At 59.5% G+C, this 16,785-nt stretch carries 12 protein-coding genes; 10 read left to right on the top strand and 2 right to left on the bottom strand.

What is annotated here, in order from left to right; genetic code table 11:
* Window positions 1-627 precede the first annotated feature (627 nt).
* On the top strand, window positions 628-3,927 hold the full coding sequence (locus tag JW799_RS03580; protein WP_205428703.1) for a DEAD/DEAH box helicase: 3,300 nt from the start codon (window positions 628-630) through the stop codon (window positions 3,925-3,927).
* Window positions 3,928-3,931: 4 nt separating this feature from the next.
* Here JW799_RS03580 and JW799_RS03575 read toward each other — a convergent pair whose 3' ends face one another.
* The gene (locus JW799_RS03575) at window positions 3,932-4,150 is read right to left on the bottom strand and encodes a helix-turn-helix transcriptional regulator (RefSeq protein WP_205428702.1); all 219 of its coding nucleotides are present in this window, start codon (window positions 4,148-4,150) and stop codon (window positions 3,932-3,934) included.
* Here JW799_RS03575 and JW799_RS29920 point away from each other — a divergent pair, their 5' ends adjacent.
* Window positions 4,151-4,267: an S-layer homology domain-containing protein gene (locus JW799_RS29920; RefSeq protein WP_080835767.1), complete on the top strand. Its 117-nt coding sequence runs from the start codon at window positions 4,151-4,153 to the stop codon at window positions 4,265-4,267.
* Between the two features lie 223 nt (window positions 4,268-4,490).
* Window positions 4,491-5,081, top strand: coding sequence for an NADPH-dependent FMN reductase (locus tag JW799_RS03565; protein WP_205428701.1), 591 nt, complete (start codon window positions 4,491-4,493; stop codon window positions 5,079-5,081).
* Window positions 5,082-5,393: 312 nt separating this feature from the next.
* Here the strand turns inward: JW799_RS03565 and JW799_RS03560 are convergent, their stop codons facing one another.
* A complete protein-coding gene (locus JW799_RS03560; protein WP_205428700.1) occupies window positions 5,394-6,347 on the bottom strand; it encodes an EamA family transporter in 954 nt (317 codons plus the stop codon).
* Between the two features lie 904 nt (window positions 6,348-7,251).
* On the opposite strand from JW799_RS03560, the gene JW799_RS03555 reads away from it, so the two are divergent.
* The 7 genes from JW799_RS03555 to JW799_RS03525 all read left to right on the top strand — a co-directional run bounded on the left by JW799_RS03555 (window position 7,252) and on the right by JW799_RS03525 (window position 16,589).
* On the top strand, window positions 7,252-9,036 hold the full coding sequence (locus JW799_RS03555) for a sensor histidine kinase (RefSeq protein WP_240353136.1): 1,785 nt from the start codon (window positions 7,252-7,254) through the stop codon (window positions 9,034-9,036).
* Complete coding sequence (locus JW799_RS03550; RefSeq protein ID WP_205428698.1) at window positions 9,011-10,498, top strand: response regulator; 1,488 nt, start codon at window positions 9,011-9,013, stop codon at window positions 10,496-10,498. The genes JW799_RS03555 and JW799_RS03550 overlap by 26 nt, the downstream gene beginning before the upstream one ends.
* Before the next feature lie 134 nt (window positions 10,499-10,632).
* Complete coding sequence (locus JW799_RS03545) at window positions 10,633-11,997, top strand: ABC transporter substrate-binding protein (RefSeq protein WP_205428697.1); 1,365 nt, start codon at window positions 10,633-10,635, stop codon at window positions 11,995-11,997.
* Between the two features lie 70 nt (window positions 11,998-12,067).
* Complete coding sequence (locus JW799_RS03540) at window positions 12,068-12,934, top strand: carbohydrate ABC transporter permease (protein WP_205428696.1); 867 nt, start codon at window positions 12,068-12,070, stop codon at window positions 12,932-12,934.
* Window positions 12,931-13,761, top strand: coding sequence for a carbohydrate ABC transporter permease (locus JW799_RS03535; protein WP_205428695.1), 831 nt, complete (start codon window positions 12,931-12,933; stop codon window positions 13,759-13,761). The genes JW799_RS03540 and JW799_RS03535 overlap by 4 nt, the downstream gene beginning before the upstream one ends.
* Window positions 13,762-13,907: 146 nt before the next feature.
* On the top strand, window positions 13,908-14,987 hold the full coding sequence (locus tag JW799_RS03530; RefSeq protein WP_205428694.1) for an AI-2E family transporter: 1,080 nt from the start codon (window positions 13,908-13,910) through the stop codon (window positions 14,985-14,987).
* Between the two features lie 696 nt (window positions 14,988-15,683).
* A complete protein-coding gene (locus tag JW799_RS03525) occupies window positions 15,684-16,589 on the top strand; it encodes a hypothetical protein (protein WP_080835786.1) in 906 nt (301 codons plus the stop codon).
* The last annotated feature ends 196 nt before the right edge of the window (window positions 16,590-16,785 follow it).

The following is a 16,785-nucleotide window of genomic DNA, read 5'->3' as shown; positions in this document are numbered from 1 at the left end:
GGGGCACCGGTACGGGGTCAAGATCGTCCGGGCCGCGATCAGGGAGTTGGGGGTTCGGCGAAATCGTCATCGAGCGACGCCGTTCGTCCCATTTTATGGGGAGCTCGGCTATGGAGTCTGGAGAAGCTAGGCCAAAACGAAAAGCAGCTCGAACGCGAGCCCCTTGAAGAAGGATGACGGCGGAGCGAACAGCAGGCAGGCAAAAGAACCTTCGAAGCCGAACGCGGGTCGGCTCGAAGGTTCTTTGCGACGCGTACAACTCACCCGCCATCCGCAAGCAATTGAGTAAAAATGACTCACCTCGCCGCCTCCGCATGTCCGCGGTCGATCCAGATGAGTCGTGGTGACTCATCTCGCCCCGTCCAACGCATGAAGCTGCCTGAATTTGAGTAAAAATGACTCACCTCGCCGCCTCTGCATGGATTCACAACCAAAGTTTGTATATATTCAGATAATTCAAAATATTATGGATCGGCGTTTCGGGCGGGGGTATCCGTTGTTTCGATTTTTCACTCGTTTGATGCCGGGCAAGCCGGATATTCTTCCGGCCGCGATTTCTGTTACTATTAGAAAACGGAGTTTTATCGCGCCTCATTCGGATGAGGGAAGAGGCTGAGGGGACAAGACATGAGCGTTCAACTTACGGAACGGATGATTCAATCGCTATGCGGAGCGAGTTCTTACCGGAAGGGACAGGCCTGCCGGAGGGCGGGAAAGGTATCGCTGACCCTCGCCGAGACGGATGCCGGGCGCTCGGTTTACGAAGCGGCCGTGAAGGACAACGGCAATTGCCGGGTCGTCGTCGAAATTCGGCGGGACGGGAATGTCGCGGCGGAATGCGCTTGTTCCGCGAACTTTTCGTTCGATAAATACTGCAAGCACGTCGCCGCAGTTCTACTGCAAATCTTGGCGAACCAGCGATTCGGGGAGCCGGACGGCGAACGGCCGGCATCCGAAGCGTCCGAAGCGTCCGAAGCGACGAACGCCGACGCTCCCCCGGACGCGGAAGAGACGCGGCGGGTCAATCGCGTGCTGGACTTGTTTCGGCACCGGCCGCGGGCCTCCGGAGGTTCCCGGTCCCTGTTCGAATCCCGAACGCCGCTGGAGGCCGAGTTTATCGTAGCGCCGTACCCGGCCGGCCCTCGCCGGCATTTGCTCGGGATCGAGCTTCGGATCGGGCCGTCCGGCCAATACGCCGTGCCGGACATCCGGGAGTTTCTCGGCCGTTACGAACGGGGGGAAGAGCTGGCCGTCTCCCGCCATTTCGAGTACGATCCGGCCCGGCATTGCTTCGCCGCCGCGGACGACGCGGTTTTCGCCGGGCTCGTCGAGGTCCGGCGCCACGAGAAGCTGCAGCGCGAAGCGGCCGGCGCTTTGTACACGGGCGAAGTCGGGGATACGCGGACGCTGCCGATCCCGCCTTTTGCCTGGGAGGCGGTCGCCTCCCGGCTTGCCGAAGCGCCGCGCGCGAAGATCAGGCAAGGCGAGCGCGTCCATGACGGCGTTCGCTATGCCGACAAGCCGCTTCCGCTGCGGTTCGAGTTCGATCGGGACGAAGACGGGAGCTATCGGCTCGACATCCGCGGACTTAACGACATTCACGTTCTCGAAGCGTACGGGATGGCGCTGACGGAAGGGGGCTTCGCGAAGCTGGGCCCGGAGGAAGGCAAACGGCTGGCCGAACTGCAGAAAACGATGCGAGTGGGCGAAGCGGACCGGCTCCGGATTCCGCCGCGGCAGATGGAGCCGTTCATGGAACGGGTCGTCCCCGGCCTGATGAAGCTGGGAGAAGTGCACATCGCGCGGGCGGTTTCCGACCGCATCGTGCAGTCCCCTTTGGACGCCCGCGTTTATTTGGACCGCGTCCGGGAACGGCTTTTGGTCGGACTGGAGTTCCAATACGGCGACATCGTCATCAATCCGCTGGAAGATCCGAACGCGCGCCGGGGGGAAGCCCGCATTCTCGTGCGGGACGGGGAGAAGGAAGCGCGGATTTTGGAGCTGCTGGAGGCGGCGGCGTTCGCCAAAACCGAGAGCGGTTTTTTCATGCAGGACGAAGAGAGCGAGTTCGATTTTTTGCATTTTATCGTGCCGCAGTTGGAAGAGTTGGCCCGAATTTACGCCACGTCCGCCGTCAAAGAAAGACTGTACGCCGGAAATCCGTCGCCGAACATCTCGGCGGAGCTGGACGAGCGCACGAATTGGCTGGAGTTTCGCTTCCGGATGGACGGCATTCCCGAATCGGAAATCCGCGACGTCATCCGTTCGCTTGCCGAGAAACGAAAATACCACCGGCTGCAAAACGGCGCGCTGCTTCCTTTGGATTCGGCCGAGTTTCAAGAAATGATCCGCTTCCTGAACGAGATCGGGCTGCCCGAAAGCAAAACCGGGATCGGCGACTCGTTCGCTCTTCCCGCCGCCCGCGCGCTTCACCTGCTCGATGCCCGCGATCGCGAGGGCGGCGGCATCGTCCGGCTGGGCAAGTCGATCCGGCGGCTGCTTGCGCATTTGCGGAATCCGGATCATCTCGATTTTCCCGTGCCGGAATCGCTTTCGCCCGTGCTGCGGGATTATCAGCAATTCGGCTACCAATGGCTCAAGACGCTCGCCCATTACCGGTTCGGCGGCATTCTCGCGGACGATATGGGACTTGGAAAAACGGTGCAGAGCATCGCCTTCCTCGTCTCCGCGCTCCCGGAAATCCGAGCCCGCAAGCAGCCGGCTCTCATCGTTTCGCCGGCTTCGCTCATGTACAACTGGCTGAGCGAGCTGCGCAAATTCGCGCCCGGCGTCCGGGCGATCGCCGCCGACGGCGCCAAATCCGCACGGATCGCGGCTTTGAAAGAAGCGGCGAACGTCGACGCCGTCATCGTCTCCTACCCGCTGCTGCGCCGGGATATCGCGCGTTATGCGGAGCTTTCGTTTCATACGCTTTTTCTGGACGAGGCGCAAGCGTTCAAGAACGACGCCACCCAAACCGCGCGAACGGTCAAGTCGCTGCGCGCCGAGCACCGGTTCGCGCTCACCGGAACGCCGATCGAAAATTCGCTGGAGGAGCTGCGGTCGATTTTCGACGCGGTTTTTCCCGGACTTTTTCCGGACCGGAAAGCGTTCGGCGAGCTTTCGCGCGAGACGATCGCGCGGCGCGCCCGCCCGTTTCTGCTGCGGCGGCTGAAAAGCGACGTGCTTCGGGAGCTTCCCGAGAAGATCGAGTCGATGCAGGTGTCCGAGCTGCTGCCGGAGCAGAAGAAGCTTTACGCGGCTTACCTGGCCCGGCTCCGGAGCGAAACGCTGAAGCATTTGGACGAGAACGGCTTTCGGAAGAGCCGGATCAAAATTCTGGCCGGCTTGACGCGGTTGCGCCAAATCTGCTGCCACCCCGAGCTGTTCGTCGAAGACTATGCGGGCGGCTCGGCCAAGCTTGAGCAGCTGCTGCAGACGATCGAGGACTGTCGCAGCGCGGGCAGGCGGATGCTCGTATTCTCCCAATTCACGGAGATGCTCGGGCTGATCGGCCGCGAGCTCGGCTATCGGGGCGTGCCGTTTTTTTACCTTGACGGCGGCACGCCGGCTTCCGAGCGGGTCGAAATCTGCGCGCGCTTCAACGAAGGCGAGCGCGATCTTTTCCTCATTTCGCTCAAAGCCGGCGGCACCGGGCTCAACCTGACGGGCGCGGATACGGTCGTGCTGTACGATCTCTGGTGGAATCCCGCCGTGGAGCGGCAGGCCGAGGATCGCGCGCACCGCATCGGCCAGAAGAAAGTCGTGCAGGTCATTCGCCTCGTCGCCCAAGGCACCGTGGAGGAGAAAATGCACGAGCTGCAGCAAAAGAAAAAATCGCTGATGGAGGAAGTGATCCGGCCCGGCGAAGAGGCGCTTTCCGCGCTCACCGAGCGGGACATCCGCGAGCTGCTGGCGATCGAATGAGCGGCTATTCGGCTTTGTTTTTGTAATCGCTGGGACTGTATCCGGTATACTGCTTGAACACCTTGCTGAAATAGAAAGGGTCCGCATAGCCGACGTGCTCGGCGATTTCCTTGATCAGCACGAACGGATGCTCCTTGATGAACCGGCAGGCTTCCTCCATGCGCAGCTGGACGAGATAATCGGGGATCGATAGCCGGAACGCGCGTTTGAAAACCCGGTTCAAATAAGCCGGATCGGGAAGGGAATTTTGAAAGGCCTAGGAGACGGCCGTTTCGCGCCGAGAGCGCCGACGAGCCGGGCGGAAAGCATTCAGGCCATCCGCGGCGCTGTTGGAGCATGACGCGAAGGAGCCCGGCATCGCCAACGTCTAATTGCTAAATGAATCGATTGTAAGATGCTGCAAGCGGCTCGCCGCTCGCAGCTTTTTTTCGGAACGATCCGCCCCTTCAAACTCGAGCGTCCAACTATCTCTCAAAAAACTAACTTGACACCATTAAATTCTGTTTATATAATAACTAACAAAAAGTAATTACCTGAAGTTTTCAGGAATGTTGGTGTAGGTTATGGGTTTGTTGGATAAAATATTCGAAAAAGCGAACGAGGAGGAACAAACAATGGAAAAATTGAACATCGGCATTATTTTGGGAAGCACGCGCCAAGGCCGCGTAAGCCCGCAGGTGGGCGAATGGGTGAAAGGGATCGCGGACAAGCGCGGCGACGCGAACTATGAGATCGTCGATATCGCCGATTTCAAGCTGCCGTTTCTCGGCGAAGCCGACGCGCCGGGAATCGCGGCCTGGAACGAAAAGCTGGCCAGCCTGGACGGATTCGTTTTTATCGTTCAAGAATACAATCACAGCATTACCGGGGCGCTGAAAAACGCGCTCGACCTGGCACGCGAGGCCTGGAACAACAAGGCCGCGGGCATCGTAAGCTACGGCTCGACGGGCGGCGCGCGCGCGGCCGAGCACCTTCGCGGCATTTGCGGCGAATTGAAAATCGCGGACGTGCGGACGCACCCGACGCTTTCGCTGTTTACCGATTTCGAAAACGGCTCGACGTTCAAGCCGCAAGAGCTGCATCTGACGAATGTCAACGCGATGCTGGATGAAGTGGTGGCATGGAGCGGCGCGTTGAAGACGCTGCGGCAATAAGCCGCCAATAGCAAATCCCCTCCGGAACGGCAAGCGTGCCTCCCCGGAGGGGATTTGCTGTTTCGGCCTCGCTTTATGCCTATGGCCGAACGCATTTGAGTAAAATTGACTCATCTCCCCGCCTCCGCACGCCCGCAGCCGCTCCATTTGAGTCGTGGCGACTCATCTCGCCGCCTCCGCACGCCCGCAGCCGCTCCATTTGAGTCGTGGCGACTCATCTCAACATTACATCCCGCCATGCCGTACCGCGACGCTAAGCTTGAGTCGGCAATGGCGATGAAAACGACCCGCTAAGCGCCTGAACGTTTGCGGCTATTCCATCAACCGCAGCAGGAGCACGCCGGCAATGGTAACGCCGATTCCGAGCAGTTGCGCGCGCGTGAACCGTTCCTTCAGGAACACGCGGGTAAACAGAAGAATGAGCAGCACGTTCGTGGCGATGACGGCGGACACGAGTCCGGCCGCGCCCAACTTGAACGCGGGAAGGATGAGCATCATCCCGGAAGCGTTCGTCAGGCCGACCGTCATGCCCCACAGAAGCGTACGCCAAGCCGGCCAGCGCGGCGGTCGTCCGGGGTCCGCCTCCGTCTCCGCGACCGCGTTCACCGTCGCCCCGGCCGAGCGGGCGGCCGATGCCGTGCCGTCCGGCGAATCCAAATCCGCGGCCCGGCGTTTCGGCTGGACGGACATTTTGAACCAGACCGCGAAAAACAGCAGCGAACCCGTCGCGAACATCGTCGTCAGCGTCGGAAGCACCTCCGCGCTCCAGAGCTGGGACTGCTTGGAGGAGAGGTCGTTGGCCGCGAAGCCGAGCATCGCGAGAACGGCCCATTGCGCTCCGTTCAGATTGGACAGCTTCAGATCGTTGGAATAACGAATGACGATGATGCCGAGCAGGATGACGCAGAGCGCGCCGAATTGCCAAACGTTCAGCGTTTCGCGCCATAGCGCGTAAGCTCCGGCCGCGACGACGACGGGCGGCAGCGCGGTGATGATCGCGACGAGCGACGCTTTGCCGACGGCGAAGCCGCGGTACATCGCCATGTTGGCCACGAACGAGAACGTTCCCATCGCCATGCCGGTCATGGCGCCCCGGGTCCACGGCTGCCCGAGGAAGGCGTTGACGGCCAGCGTCAGGATCGTGCCGCACAAAAAAACGCCCAGCAGCATCAGATTGCGGTCAAGCGGCTTGCGCGACGACCACTGGTACAAAATGGCGCGCATGCCGAAACAGAAGGCGGCGGCCGCTGCGTACAAAAGCCACATGTTTTCTCAGGACCCCTTTGGTGAAGTAAACGCTCTCTATGACGTCTCCTCCTTATAGTAACAGACTTTGTCACTGCCGCAATCGGTTGCGCCGGATTTTCGCCGCCCGCTGCCGGCGCGAGCGCAGTCCCGGATCGGAGCGAATCTTGGTCGGGCGCAGCATCCCATTCGGCACAAGTGTTAACTTGAGTGGATTTTGTCCAACGTAAAACCGCCCGGTGCATGAGAACGATGAGTTACAGTGGATTTTATCCAATGAAAAAAGCCTTTTTGTCCGGAATGGATTCAAAACGCCGATTTTCGTTGGATATTTTCCAGCATAGCCGGAGCTTTTTGCGTTTCTTCCGCTCCTCGTTGGATGTTTTCCAACGAAGGACGCGGGGGGAATCGGCTTGGCCGGGAAAAGGGACATTCGGCGGCGACGAAAAGATGTTTTGGCCGAACGGCTTGGTACCCAACCGGGCAAGACGCCGGTGCGGTGCCCGCTCGCGCCCAACCGGGCAAGACGCCGGTGCGGTGCCCGCTCGCGCCCAACCGGGCAAGACGCCGGTGCGGTACCCGATCGCGCCCAACCGGGCAAGACGCCGGTGCGGTACCCGATCGCACCAACCGGGCAAGACGCCGGTGCGGTACCCGCTCGCGCCCAACCGGGCAAGCCGCCCGGCGAGCATATCGGCCAGGCTCGCGCCTGTTAGCGGCTGGCGTCCCCGGTGCGGCGGGGAACCGCTTGGCCTCCGTTTGCCGCGAAGGCGAAATTAAGGCGTGCGCAAACGGGCGGTACGAGGTTACAATCGAAGCGGGGATGTACGGCCGCGTTCATGGCCGGATCGAATCGTCCCCTGCTGAAAAACGACGACCGCAAGGAGCGGCCGATCCGCTCCCGGCCGTACGGGAGGGTAAACGATTGAGAGATCGCTTTTTCGCCAGGCTTCGCTTCCGGCGCATTCGCAGCCGCGTGCTCTTCGCTTTGATAGCGCTTTCAGTTCCCCCGCTGTTTTTGCTCGGCTATCTTTCCTTCAATGTCGCCAAGGACACGCTCATGGAGACGAACGCGCGAGTCAACGAGGACCATTTGCGGACGTCCAGCGAGGTCGCGGATTTGCTGTTCCGCAACATTACGAACCTGAACCGGGCCATCGTGCTGAACGGCAGCCTGCGCAACGACCTTGTCGCCGGCGTCGGCCGAACCGACGAAGAACAGAGCGTCATCCGCAAGCGGATGCAATCCGAGCTGCAGCGGATGATTAACGATAATTTCGTGGATTCCCGGTTTATCGAGTCGATATGCATATACAACGTCGATTACGACGCGTTCTGTCTGGGGCGAACCGACGACGCCGGCATTTACGAAGGTCCGAGCAGGCTTGCGGCCATAAGCGGCGAGCGGTGGCATCGAACCGCCGTCGACGCGCAGGGAAGAGTCGTTTTTTTCGGCTACAACGTGCTTGGAGACTCGCAAAATTCGTTTTCCACGGTCAAGCTTTTCCGCGATCCCGTCAGCCACAGCGGCCAGCCGATCGGCATGCTCGTTTTCAACATTTCGAAATCGATTTTCGGCACGATCTTCACCGGGGCGCAAAAATACGGCGGCGAATTTATCGCGCTCGACGCTTCCGCGGGCGATGTGGCCGCCATGCTCTATCCCGCCTCTTCCGCACACTTCCGAAACCTGGAGCCTGGCGACGAACCCGCGGTCGTCAGCCAACTGCAGAAGCAAGGCTTCCTCGTCAGCCGGCATCCGAACGAGACGACCGGATGGACGTTTCTCCACGTCATCGAAATGAAGGAGCTGCTGCGGCAATCGAACAAAATCGCGACGTACACGACGCTGATCGCCTCTTCCATCGCCGTCGTCGCGATGCTCATCTCCTTTTTCCTGTCGGGCAGCATTACCCGCCCGCTCCTTCAGTTGAAAAAAATGATGGTGGACTGGACCAAAGGGGCCCGGGACTTCGGCGGAACGTTCGAGCGGGACGAGGTCGGCGCGATCGGCGAATCGTTCAAGCGGATGGCGGCGGAGAACGCGAATTTGAACGAAAAGCTGGTCCGCTCCGAGCTGAAGGAACGGGAAGCGGAGCTGCGAACGCTGCAGGCGCAAATCAAACCCCATTTTTTATACAACACCCTGGACTCGATTTATTGGATGGCGACGCTGCAAAAAAACGACGATATCGCCCAAATGGCGGTCTCCCTGTCGGAAAGCTTCAAGCTGAGCCTGAACAAAGGCAAGGAGACGATTCCCGTCTTCAAGGAATTGAAGCACGTCGAGCATTATTTGACGATTCAGAACATCCGGTACGATCGTCGGTTCGCCTACGTGCAGGAGGTGGAGGATTCGATATTGGGGATGGAAATGCTGAAGCTGCTGCTGCAGCCGCTGGTGGAAAACGCGATCTACCACGGCTTGGAGCCGAAAATCGGGAAGGGCACGGTCCGGCTTACGGGAAAGAAGGAGCAGGATTTTCTCGTGTTCGCGGTGGAGGACGACGGGGTCGGCATCGAGGATATGGCCAAAACGGAACAGGGCTACGGCTTGAGCAACGTGAAGGAACGCCTGCTGCTGTATTACGGCCCGTCCAGCTCGCTGTCGATCGAAAGCGAGGCCGGCTTGGGAACGAGGATCCAACTAAAGTTCAAACCTTTCGCAAAGGATGTGAACCCGCGTGCTGAAAGCGGTGCTGTTCGATGATGAATTTATCGTGGTCAAAGGGCTCCGGGAGTCGATCGACTGGGCGGGCTTCGGCATCGAGCTGGCGGGGACGGCCGGGGACGGGGTGTCGGCGCTCGCGCTGTTTCGGTCCGTTCGGCCTGACTTGCTCCTGACGGACATCCGGATGCCGGGCATGGACGGCCTGCAGCTGATCGAAGCCGTTCTGCGGGAAGCGCCGGAAACGTATTGCATCGTGTTCAGCGGCTTCAACGAATTCGATTACGTCCGGCAAGCGATTCAATTGGGCGTGGCGGATTATTTGGAAAAGCCGATAACGATCCGGGCGATGGAAAACGCGATTCGAAAGGCGCTCGGGAAAATCGGCGCGCAGCGGGAAACGCTGGCGATCCGGCGCAAATGGGAGGACAGCCGGCGGGAGCTTCTCGAAAAAGCGACGCTGGACCTGCTCCTGCTGGGGGCGGACGCCGAATGGAAATGGCGGGAGCATTTCGGAGCGCAGGCGGATCATGTCGCGGCCGTGACCGTCTTCGCCGGCTCCGGCGATTTCCGGGTTCCGGATCGGCCGGAATACGAGGCGGTTGCGGTCCGAAGCGGCGAGGAGCGGCTTGCGGCCGTCTTTCATTTTATTCCCCCTTCCCATGACTTCCGGGACATGCTCGCCCAGGAGGCCGAGCATGCGGAGCTGGCCGTGGGCGGCGGCAGGTCCTATTTCGATCCGGCGCAAGCCCGCGCCAGCTATCTGGAAGCGAAAAAGGCGCTGCGCTCCGCTCTTTTTTTGAACATGAAGGGGTTGGTCCGCTTCGAGGAATTGGGAGCGAAGCTGACGGCGCCGAGCGGTCTGTCGGAACGGGAGGAGGACATCATTCTGTGCATGCGGGCGGGCGATTATGCCGGGTTGATGGAACGGGTCGACCGCTTCATCGCGTGGATTCGGGCCGAGAAGATCGATCCCGAGGTCGCGGAGCGGGAAATGGTGAAGCTCCTTTATTTGGCTCTCGAGGCGGCCAGGGAAGGAGGAGCGGCGGCGCTGCCGGACTCGTTCGTCCCGCATGTCGAGATCCGCGAAATGCTCGCCAAAGGCAAAATGCCCGAATGGTTCCGCGAACAGATGGAGCGCATCGCCGACCGGTCCAGGGAAAGCCGCCGGACGTCGGGAATCGCGTCGGTGGAGCGGGCGCGGAGCTTCATCGAACGGAATTTGAGCCGGGATTTGTCGCTGGAAGAAGTCGCGGAGCACGTCGGCATGAACGCTTCTTATTTGAGCGTGCTGTTCAAGGAAGCCGTCGGCGAATCGTACATCAAATACGTGACCCGCATCCGGATCGAACGCGCCAAAAAGCTGCTGTCCGCGGGCATGAAGGTGAACGACGTCAGCGAGCGGGTCGGTTATCGAGCGTACCGGCATTTTTCCGAAGTGTTCAAAAGGGTTACCGGGTTCACGCCCGGCCAGTACCGGGAGGAGAAAGGGGCGCCGAAATAGGTTCCAAAAAAAAACGGACGTCGATCAACGAAATGCGGCAGTGCCCGTGCGCGGGGAAGTCCGCTTATAATCAAGGCATAGGGAGCCCGGGCCCCGAACGCATAAAAGCGAAAAAGAACAGGGGGATGTGCAACATGCCGAAATCGAAAGCATTCGGATTGCTGCTCGCGACGACGCTGATCGCCGGCCTGCTCGCGGCTTGCGGCGGAGGGGGCAGCAACGCGCCGGAGACAAATGCAAGCGCTTCCGCGCCTCCGGCTTCCGCCAGCGGCTCGGAGCCGCGGGAGAGCGAACCGGCCAAGAGCGTCACCATTTCGCTGCTGACCGACAATACGCAGGACGCGGTCAACAGCGCGAAAGCGCTCATCGAAGCGTTCCACGCCAAACATCCGAACATTACGGTCGAGCACGAAACGCGCCCGCAGGGCAGCGAGGGCGACAACTTCGTCAAGACGCGGCTCGCCACCGGCGACATGAACGACGTCTTTTTCTACAATTCCGGCTCGCTGATGCAGGCGCTGAACCCGGAACAGAATTTGCTCGATTTGACGAACGAGCCGTTCCAGGCGAACGTGGTCGACGTATTCAAGCCTACCGTCACGTTCAACGGCAACATTTACGGCGCTCCGGCGGGCTCGACGATGGGCGGCGGCTGGTTTTACAACAAAAAAGTGTACGCCGATCTCGGCTTGTCCGTGCCGAAAACGTGGGACGAACTGATGGCGAACAACGACAGGATCAAGGCGGCGGGCCTGACGCCGATCATCGGCTCGTACAAGGAGACGTGGACCTCTCAGCTGATCGTGCTGGCCGATTACTACAACGTGCAGGCGCAGGAACCGAACTTCGCGGCCGATTATACCGCCAACAAGGCGAAATACGCGACCACCCCCGCCGCTTTGCGAAGCTTCGAGAAGCTGGAGCAGACGGTCGGCTACATGAACAAGGATTTTCTCGCGACGACCTATGACGCGGGCTTGAAGATGCTGGCGGAGGGGAAGGGCGTCCATTATCCGATGCTGACCTTCGCCATCCCGGCCCTGCTGCAAAATTTCCCGGACCAGATGGACAATATCGGCTTTTTCGCCCAGCCCGGGGACAACGCGGATCGGAACGGGCTTACGGTATGGATGCCGGGAGCCGCTTACATTTACAAAAACGGCGCCCATATCGAGGAAGCGAAAACGTTCGTCGAATTCGTCGCCTCCGTCGAGGGCATGGCCGCGATGGCGACCGTTTCCAAGCCGTCCGGGCCGTACGTCATCAAAGGCGCGGAATTGCCGGAGGACACTCCGCAAGTGGTGAAAGACATGATTCCGTATTTCGACGGCAACCTGACGGCTCCGGCGCTGGAATTCGTCTCCCCGATCAAGGGGCCGAGCCTGGAGCAAATTACGGTCGAAGTCGGCTCCGGCCAGCGATCGGCCAAAGACGCGGCGGAAATGTACGACAAGGACGTCGAAAAGCAGGCGCAGCAGCTCGGCCTTGAAGGCTGGTAATCGGGATCGGGATTTCGGCCCTGCTTCTTCCCGGCAGGGCCGAATGTACTCCAAGGCTGGGGGGATCGGCATGAGCAAGGTCATCAGGCGGACGTATTCCAACTATTTTCTGCTGCCGGCGGCCGTCATCTATGTTGCGATTTTCATTTTGCCCACCGTCATGTCCTTCTTCTTCAGCATGACGAGATGGACGCTGGCGGATTGGGAGTTTATCGGCTTTCAGAACTTCGCTACCTTTTTTCAGGAGCCTTCGCTCAGCATCGGTTTTCGCAATACGTTCGTGTACGCGCTCGTCGCGTGCACCCTGAAGGTCGTGCTGGGCTTGCTGCTCGGCGTGTTCCTGACGGCGAAAATCAAAACGAAAGCCTATTTGCGGTCGGTCGTTTTTTTCCCGACGCTGGTGAGCACGATCGCCGTCGGCATCGCCTTCAGCATGATGATGCATCCGACGGAAGGAATGTTGAATACATCGCTTGCCGCTATCGGCATAACCGGCCCCGACTGGCTGGGGGATACCCGGATCGCGCTCCTGTCCGTCGCGCTCGTCGACGTATGGAAAGGCGTCGGATTCGCGACGGTCATCTATATCGCCGGCATTATGTCGATTCCGTCGGATTATTACGAGGCGCTGCAAATCGACGGCGGCAACGCGTTCGATAAATTTTGGCGCATTATCGTTCCGCTCAGCCGTCCGGCGACGAATACCGTCATCATTCTGGCGTTCATCGGCGGCTTGCGCTCGTTCGATCTGATCTGGACGATGACGAAGGGCGGGCCGGGCTTCGCGACGGATTTGATCGCTTCCATCATTTACAAGCAGTACCAGGCCGGATTTTACGGGCTGGCGACCGCGGGCAACGTCATCCTGTTTCTGTTCGTGACGGTGCTGGCTTATCCGCTCTCCGCGTACTTGAACCGAAAAGAGGTCGACCTATGAACCGGAAACTCGGGAAGCTGGTTGTCGAAACGGTCGCGGTGCTGCTGTCCGTCGTCATTTTCTGGGTGCCGCTCTATTTCGTCGCGGTGAACGCGCTGAAGGATCCGAAGGAAGCGTCCGAGCTGAGCATGGCCTGGCCGTCCGTCGTCCATTTGTGGGACAACGTCAGGGAAGTGGTGACGGCGCGCGACTACATGCTGCTGCTGGCTTTTTACAACAGCACGCTGCTGACCGTCCTGTCGATCGCCGTCCTCATCGTCGTCTGCGCGATGGCGGCGTTCGTCATGCAGCGCAAAAAAGACCGGCTCACGCCCTGGCTTACGTTTTTCGTGCTGGCCGGCTTGATCATTCCTCCCGCGATCGTTCCGACGATCTGGGTGCTCGACGGCATCGGGCTGTTCAAGACGATGACCGGCCTGGTCATGGTCGAGGTGGCGCTCGGCTTTCCGTTCGGCGTGCTGCTGTACCGGAACTTCATGGCCACCATTCCGCGCGAAATCGACGAGGCGGCCATCATGGACGGCTGCGGCGGGTTCCGGCTGTTTTTCCGGATGATCCTTCCTCTGCTTCAGCCCGTTACCGCCACCGTGATCGTGACCTCGTCCGTTACGATTTTCAACGACTTCACGAATCCGCTCTACTTTTTCCCGGGCTCGAAAAACGCGACCGTGCAGCTGACCCTGTACAACTTCATGAGCCAGTTCGTCTCCCAGTACAACCTGCTGTTCATGAACATCCTGCTCATTACGATTCCGCCGCTCCTCCTGTTCCTGTTCTTCAACAAAAAGATCGTGGCGGGCATGATGGCCGGATCCGTAAAGGGATAAATTCCGTCAAAAGCATTACCTGATGACCGCGGGTGTCATCGGGATTTTTTTTGGCTAAAACTAATGTAACCGCAGCTTTGGTCGACACGTAAATGGAATGACCTGTATGATAGGAACAGGACATATGGAGATGACGGGGGAATAGGATGATCAAACTTTCAAAGTTTTCGCAATTGGGCTTCGGCATCATTATGCTGCTTGTGATCCTTTATTTGGGGTCGAAGGTCGATTTCATTTTCAAGCCCGTGATTTCGCTTTTTACCGTCATTACCGTTCCGTTGATGCTGTCCGCTTTTTTCTACTACCTGCTAAGGCCCGTCGTCGACTTTCTCGCCCGGAACAAAATGAACCGGACGGCCGCGATATTGCTCATTTATTTGGTGATCGCCCTCATTTTGGCGGGGTTCATCGTCGGCGTTTGGCCGTCGCTTCGCGAGCAGCTCGTCAATCTGGTCGAAAGCGCGCCGGATTTGTTCAACGCTTTAAGCAGGCAGCTGCAGGAATGGGAGCAAAACGAAGCGTTCTCGGGGCTCATCCCGGAAGGGACGAGCGTGATCTCCCAGGTGACCGAGTATTTGAACAAAGGGTTCACCTTCCTGACGGATTACGTCACCAGCCTGATATCCGTCATTTCCAACATTGCCGTCATTCTGTTTATTTTTCCGGTGATTCTGTTTTATCAGTTAAAAGAAGGCGGCAAGTTCGGCAAAGCGATCGTCCGATCCGTGCCCAAGCGATTTCAAGGCGATGCCGCCGAAGTCGTCGGCGACATCGACAACGCCTTGAGCGGCTATATTATCGGCAGGGTTATCGCCAATCTGGCGCTCGGCGTGCTCATGTTTATCGGATTTATCCTGATCGACCTGCCGTACGCGCTGCTGCTCACGGTCATCGCCATCATTTTGAATTTCATTCCGTTCGTCGGAGCGTTCCTGTCGGCGATTCCGATCGTCATCATCGGGCTCATCGAATCGCCTACGATCGCGCTCTGGTCGCTGGTGATCATCCTGCTCGCCCAGCAAATCCAGGACAATCTGATCGCGCCGTACATTTACGGCAAGCAGCTGGACATTCACCCGCTGACGACGATCGTGCTCGTTCTCATCGGAAGCGACCTGGCCGGGATTATCGGCATGCTCATCATCATCCCCTGCTACATGATCGTGAAAATTTTGGCGGTCAAAGCGTACCAGCTGTTTTTCAAAGAGAAGTGGGAAAACGCCTAGCGGCTTTATCCCGGAACGACGGCCGGCCCGCGGTTCGCGCGGGTTTCGGCCTTTTTTTGTAAGTCCGCGCAGGCGTTCGAGGCAGAGACTTCGGCGCTGCCGGAGCGGATGTGGTGAACCCCGTGCACTACATGGCGGGATAACGGCGCTGCCGGAGCGGATGTGGTGCACCCCGTGCACTACATGGCGGGATAACGGCGCTGCCGGAGCGGATGTGGTGCACCCCGTGCGCTACATGGCGGGATAACGGCGCTGCCGGAGCGGATGTAGTGCACCCCGTGCGCTACATGGCGGGAAAGCGGCGCTGCCGGAGCGGATGTGGTGCACCCCATGCGCTACATGGCGGGAAAGCGGCGCTGCCGGAGCGGATGTGGTGCACCCCGTGCGCTACATGGCGGGATAACGGCGCTGCCGGAGCGGATGTGGTGCACCCCGTGCGCTACATGGCGGGAAAGCGGCGCTGCCGGAGCGGATGTGGTGCACCCCGTGCACTACATGGCGGGATAACGGCGCTGCCGGAGCGGATGTGGCACCAACAGTTGCTCGCCTTTTTTGATCCCCCCAATTAATCTTTTCTTAATAAATTGTTTCTCCTCTTTTAATGAGCGGTTTATCGGCAGTTTCGGAACCTCCTTTACGATGAAGTCATGGGAAGCGAAAAACCTTTCCGCACAACATTTAAGGAGGAAATCGAAAATGAAGAAAAAAACGGGATGGATTGGCGCAGGTTTGGCGGTAGGGAGCTTGATGATCGTATCGACGGCATTCGCCGGAGTCGGCGGCACGCCGGGTTACGACACGTACAAGGAAGCGCTCCGCCAGACGGCGACCCAATCGAACGAAACGCGGCTGGTAAACGTGACGCTGACGGACAACGGTTCGAAGCTGCTGGACGTGCGCTCGGTCATCAAAAGCGACGACGCGTCCGATGCGACGAGCGCGATTGTCGAGGTAAGCGGCCTGAACGGCGAGGAGCGTTACGAGGCGTACGGAATAGGGGAACGGACGGTGCTGAAATCGGCCGGAAGCGAGACGTATTACGTCAGCGACGACTCCGAAGAGGGCGAGACCGAAGACCGCGAGGAATGGAAGGATCAGGCGACCGAAATAAGCCAAACGACGGAAAACGTCATCGACGCGCTGGTCGGCAACATGAAGCAGTATTTCGTGGAGACGCCGGGAGTCGGCGATACGTCCAACATACGGGTGGAGCTGACCGGAAGCCGCATTCCGGCCGCGGTCAACGCCGTCGGCTCGCTGCTGATCACGGAAATGTCGCGTTACGACGAAGAGGAACCGAAGGACGGCGAGCCGGGCGACGAGGCGTTCGACGAGTGGGAGCGCGTCGTCGGCCAATTGCCGGAGCTTTCGTCCGACGTCCGGATCGACAGCATCGTGATGAACGCGGTGGCCGATCCCGACTATGGCATTACGGAGCACGATATCGCCATCTCGTACTCCGGCAAGGATGCGGACGGAAAGGAGCATACGGTCGTTTTGGACCTGGCGCTCGATACGACGGACATCAACAGCACGGTGCCGGACAAGATCGATTTGACGGGAAAAAACGTGGAAGTCATTCCGGATCGCGATAACGACTAAGGGTTCGGAACGAAGCAGCCCTGACTCCGGTTTGCGTAAGCGGCCGACCGCCGCCATGCAGCGAAACACCGCGTGCCGGGAGCCGGCGCGCGCGGTGCGTAACGATACCGGCGCGGCCGGAAATCCCCGCTGCGGCGCAGAGGAAACAGAGGACGGAAGCGAAAGCTTCTCTCCTCTTTCCGGCCGGGCGCAGGCT

This window comes from Cohnella algarum (assembly GCF_016937515.1).
Lineage (GTDB): Bacteria > Bacillota > Bacilli > Paenibacillales > Paenibacillaceae > Cohnella > Cohnella algarum.
Note: the sequence above shows the minus strand (reverse complement) of the source record. Positions and strands in the feature narration are given on the sequence as shown.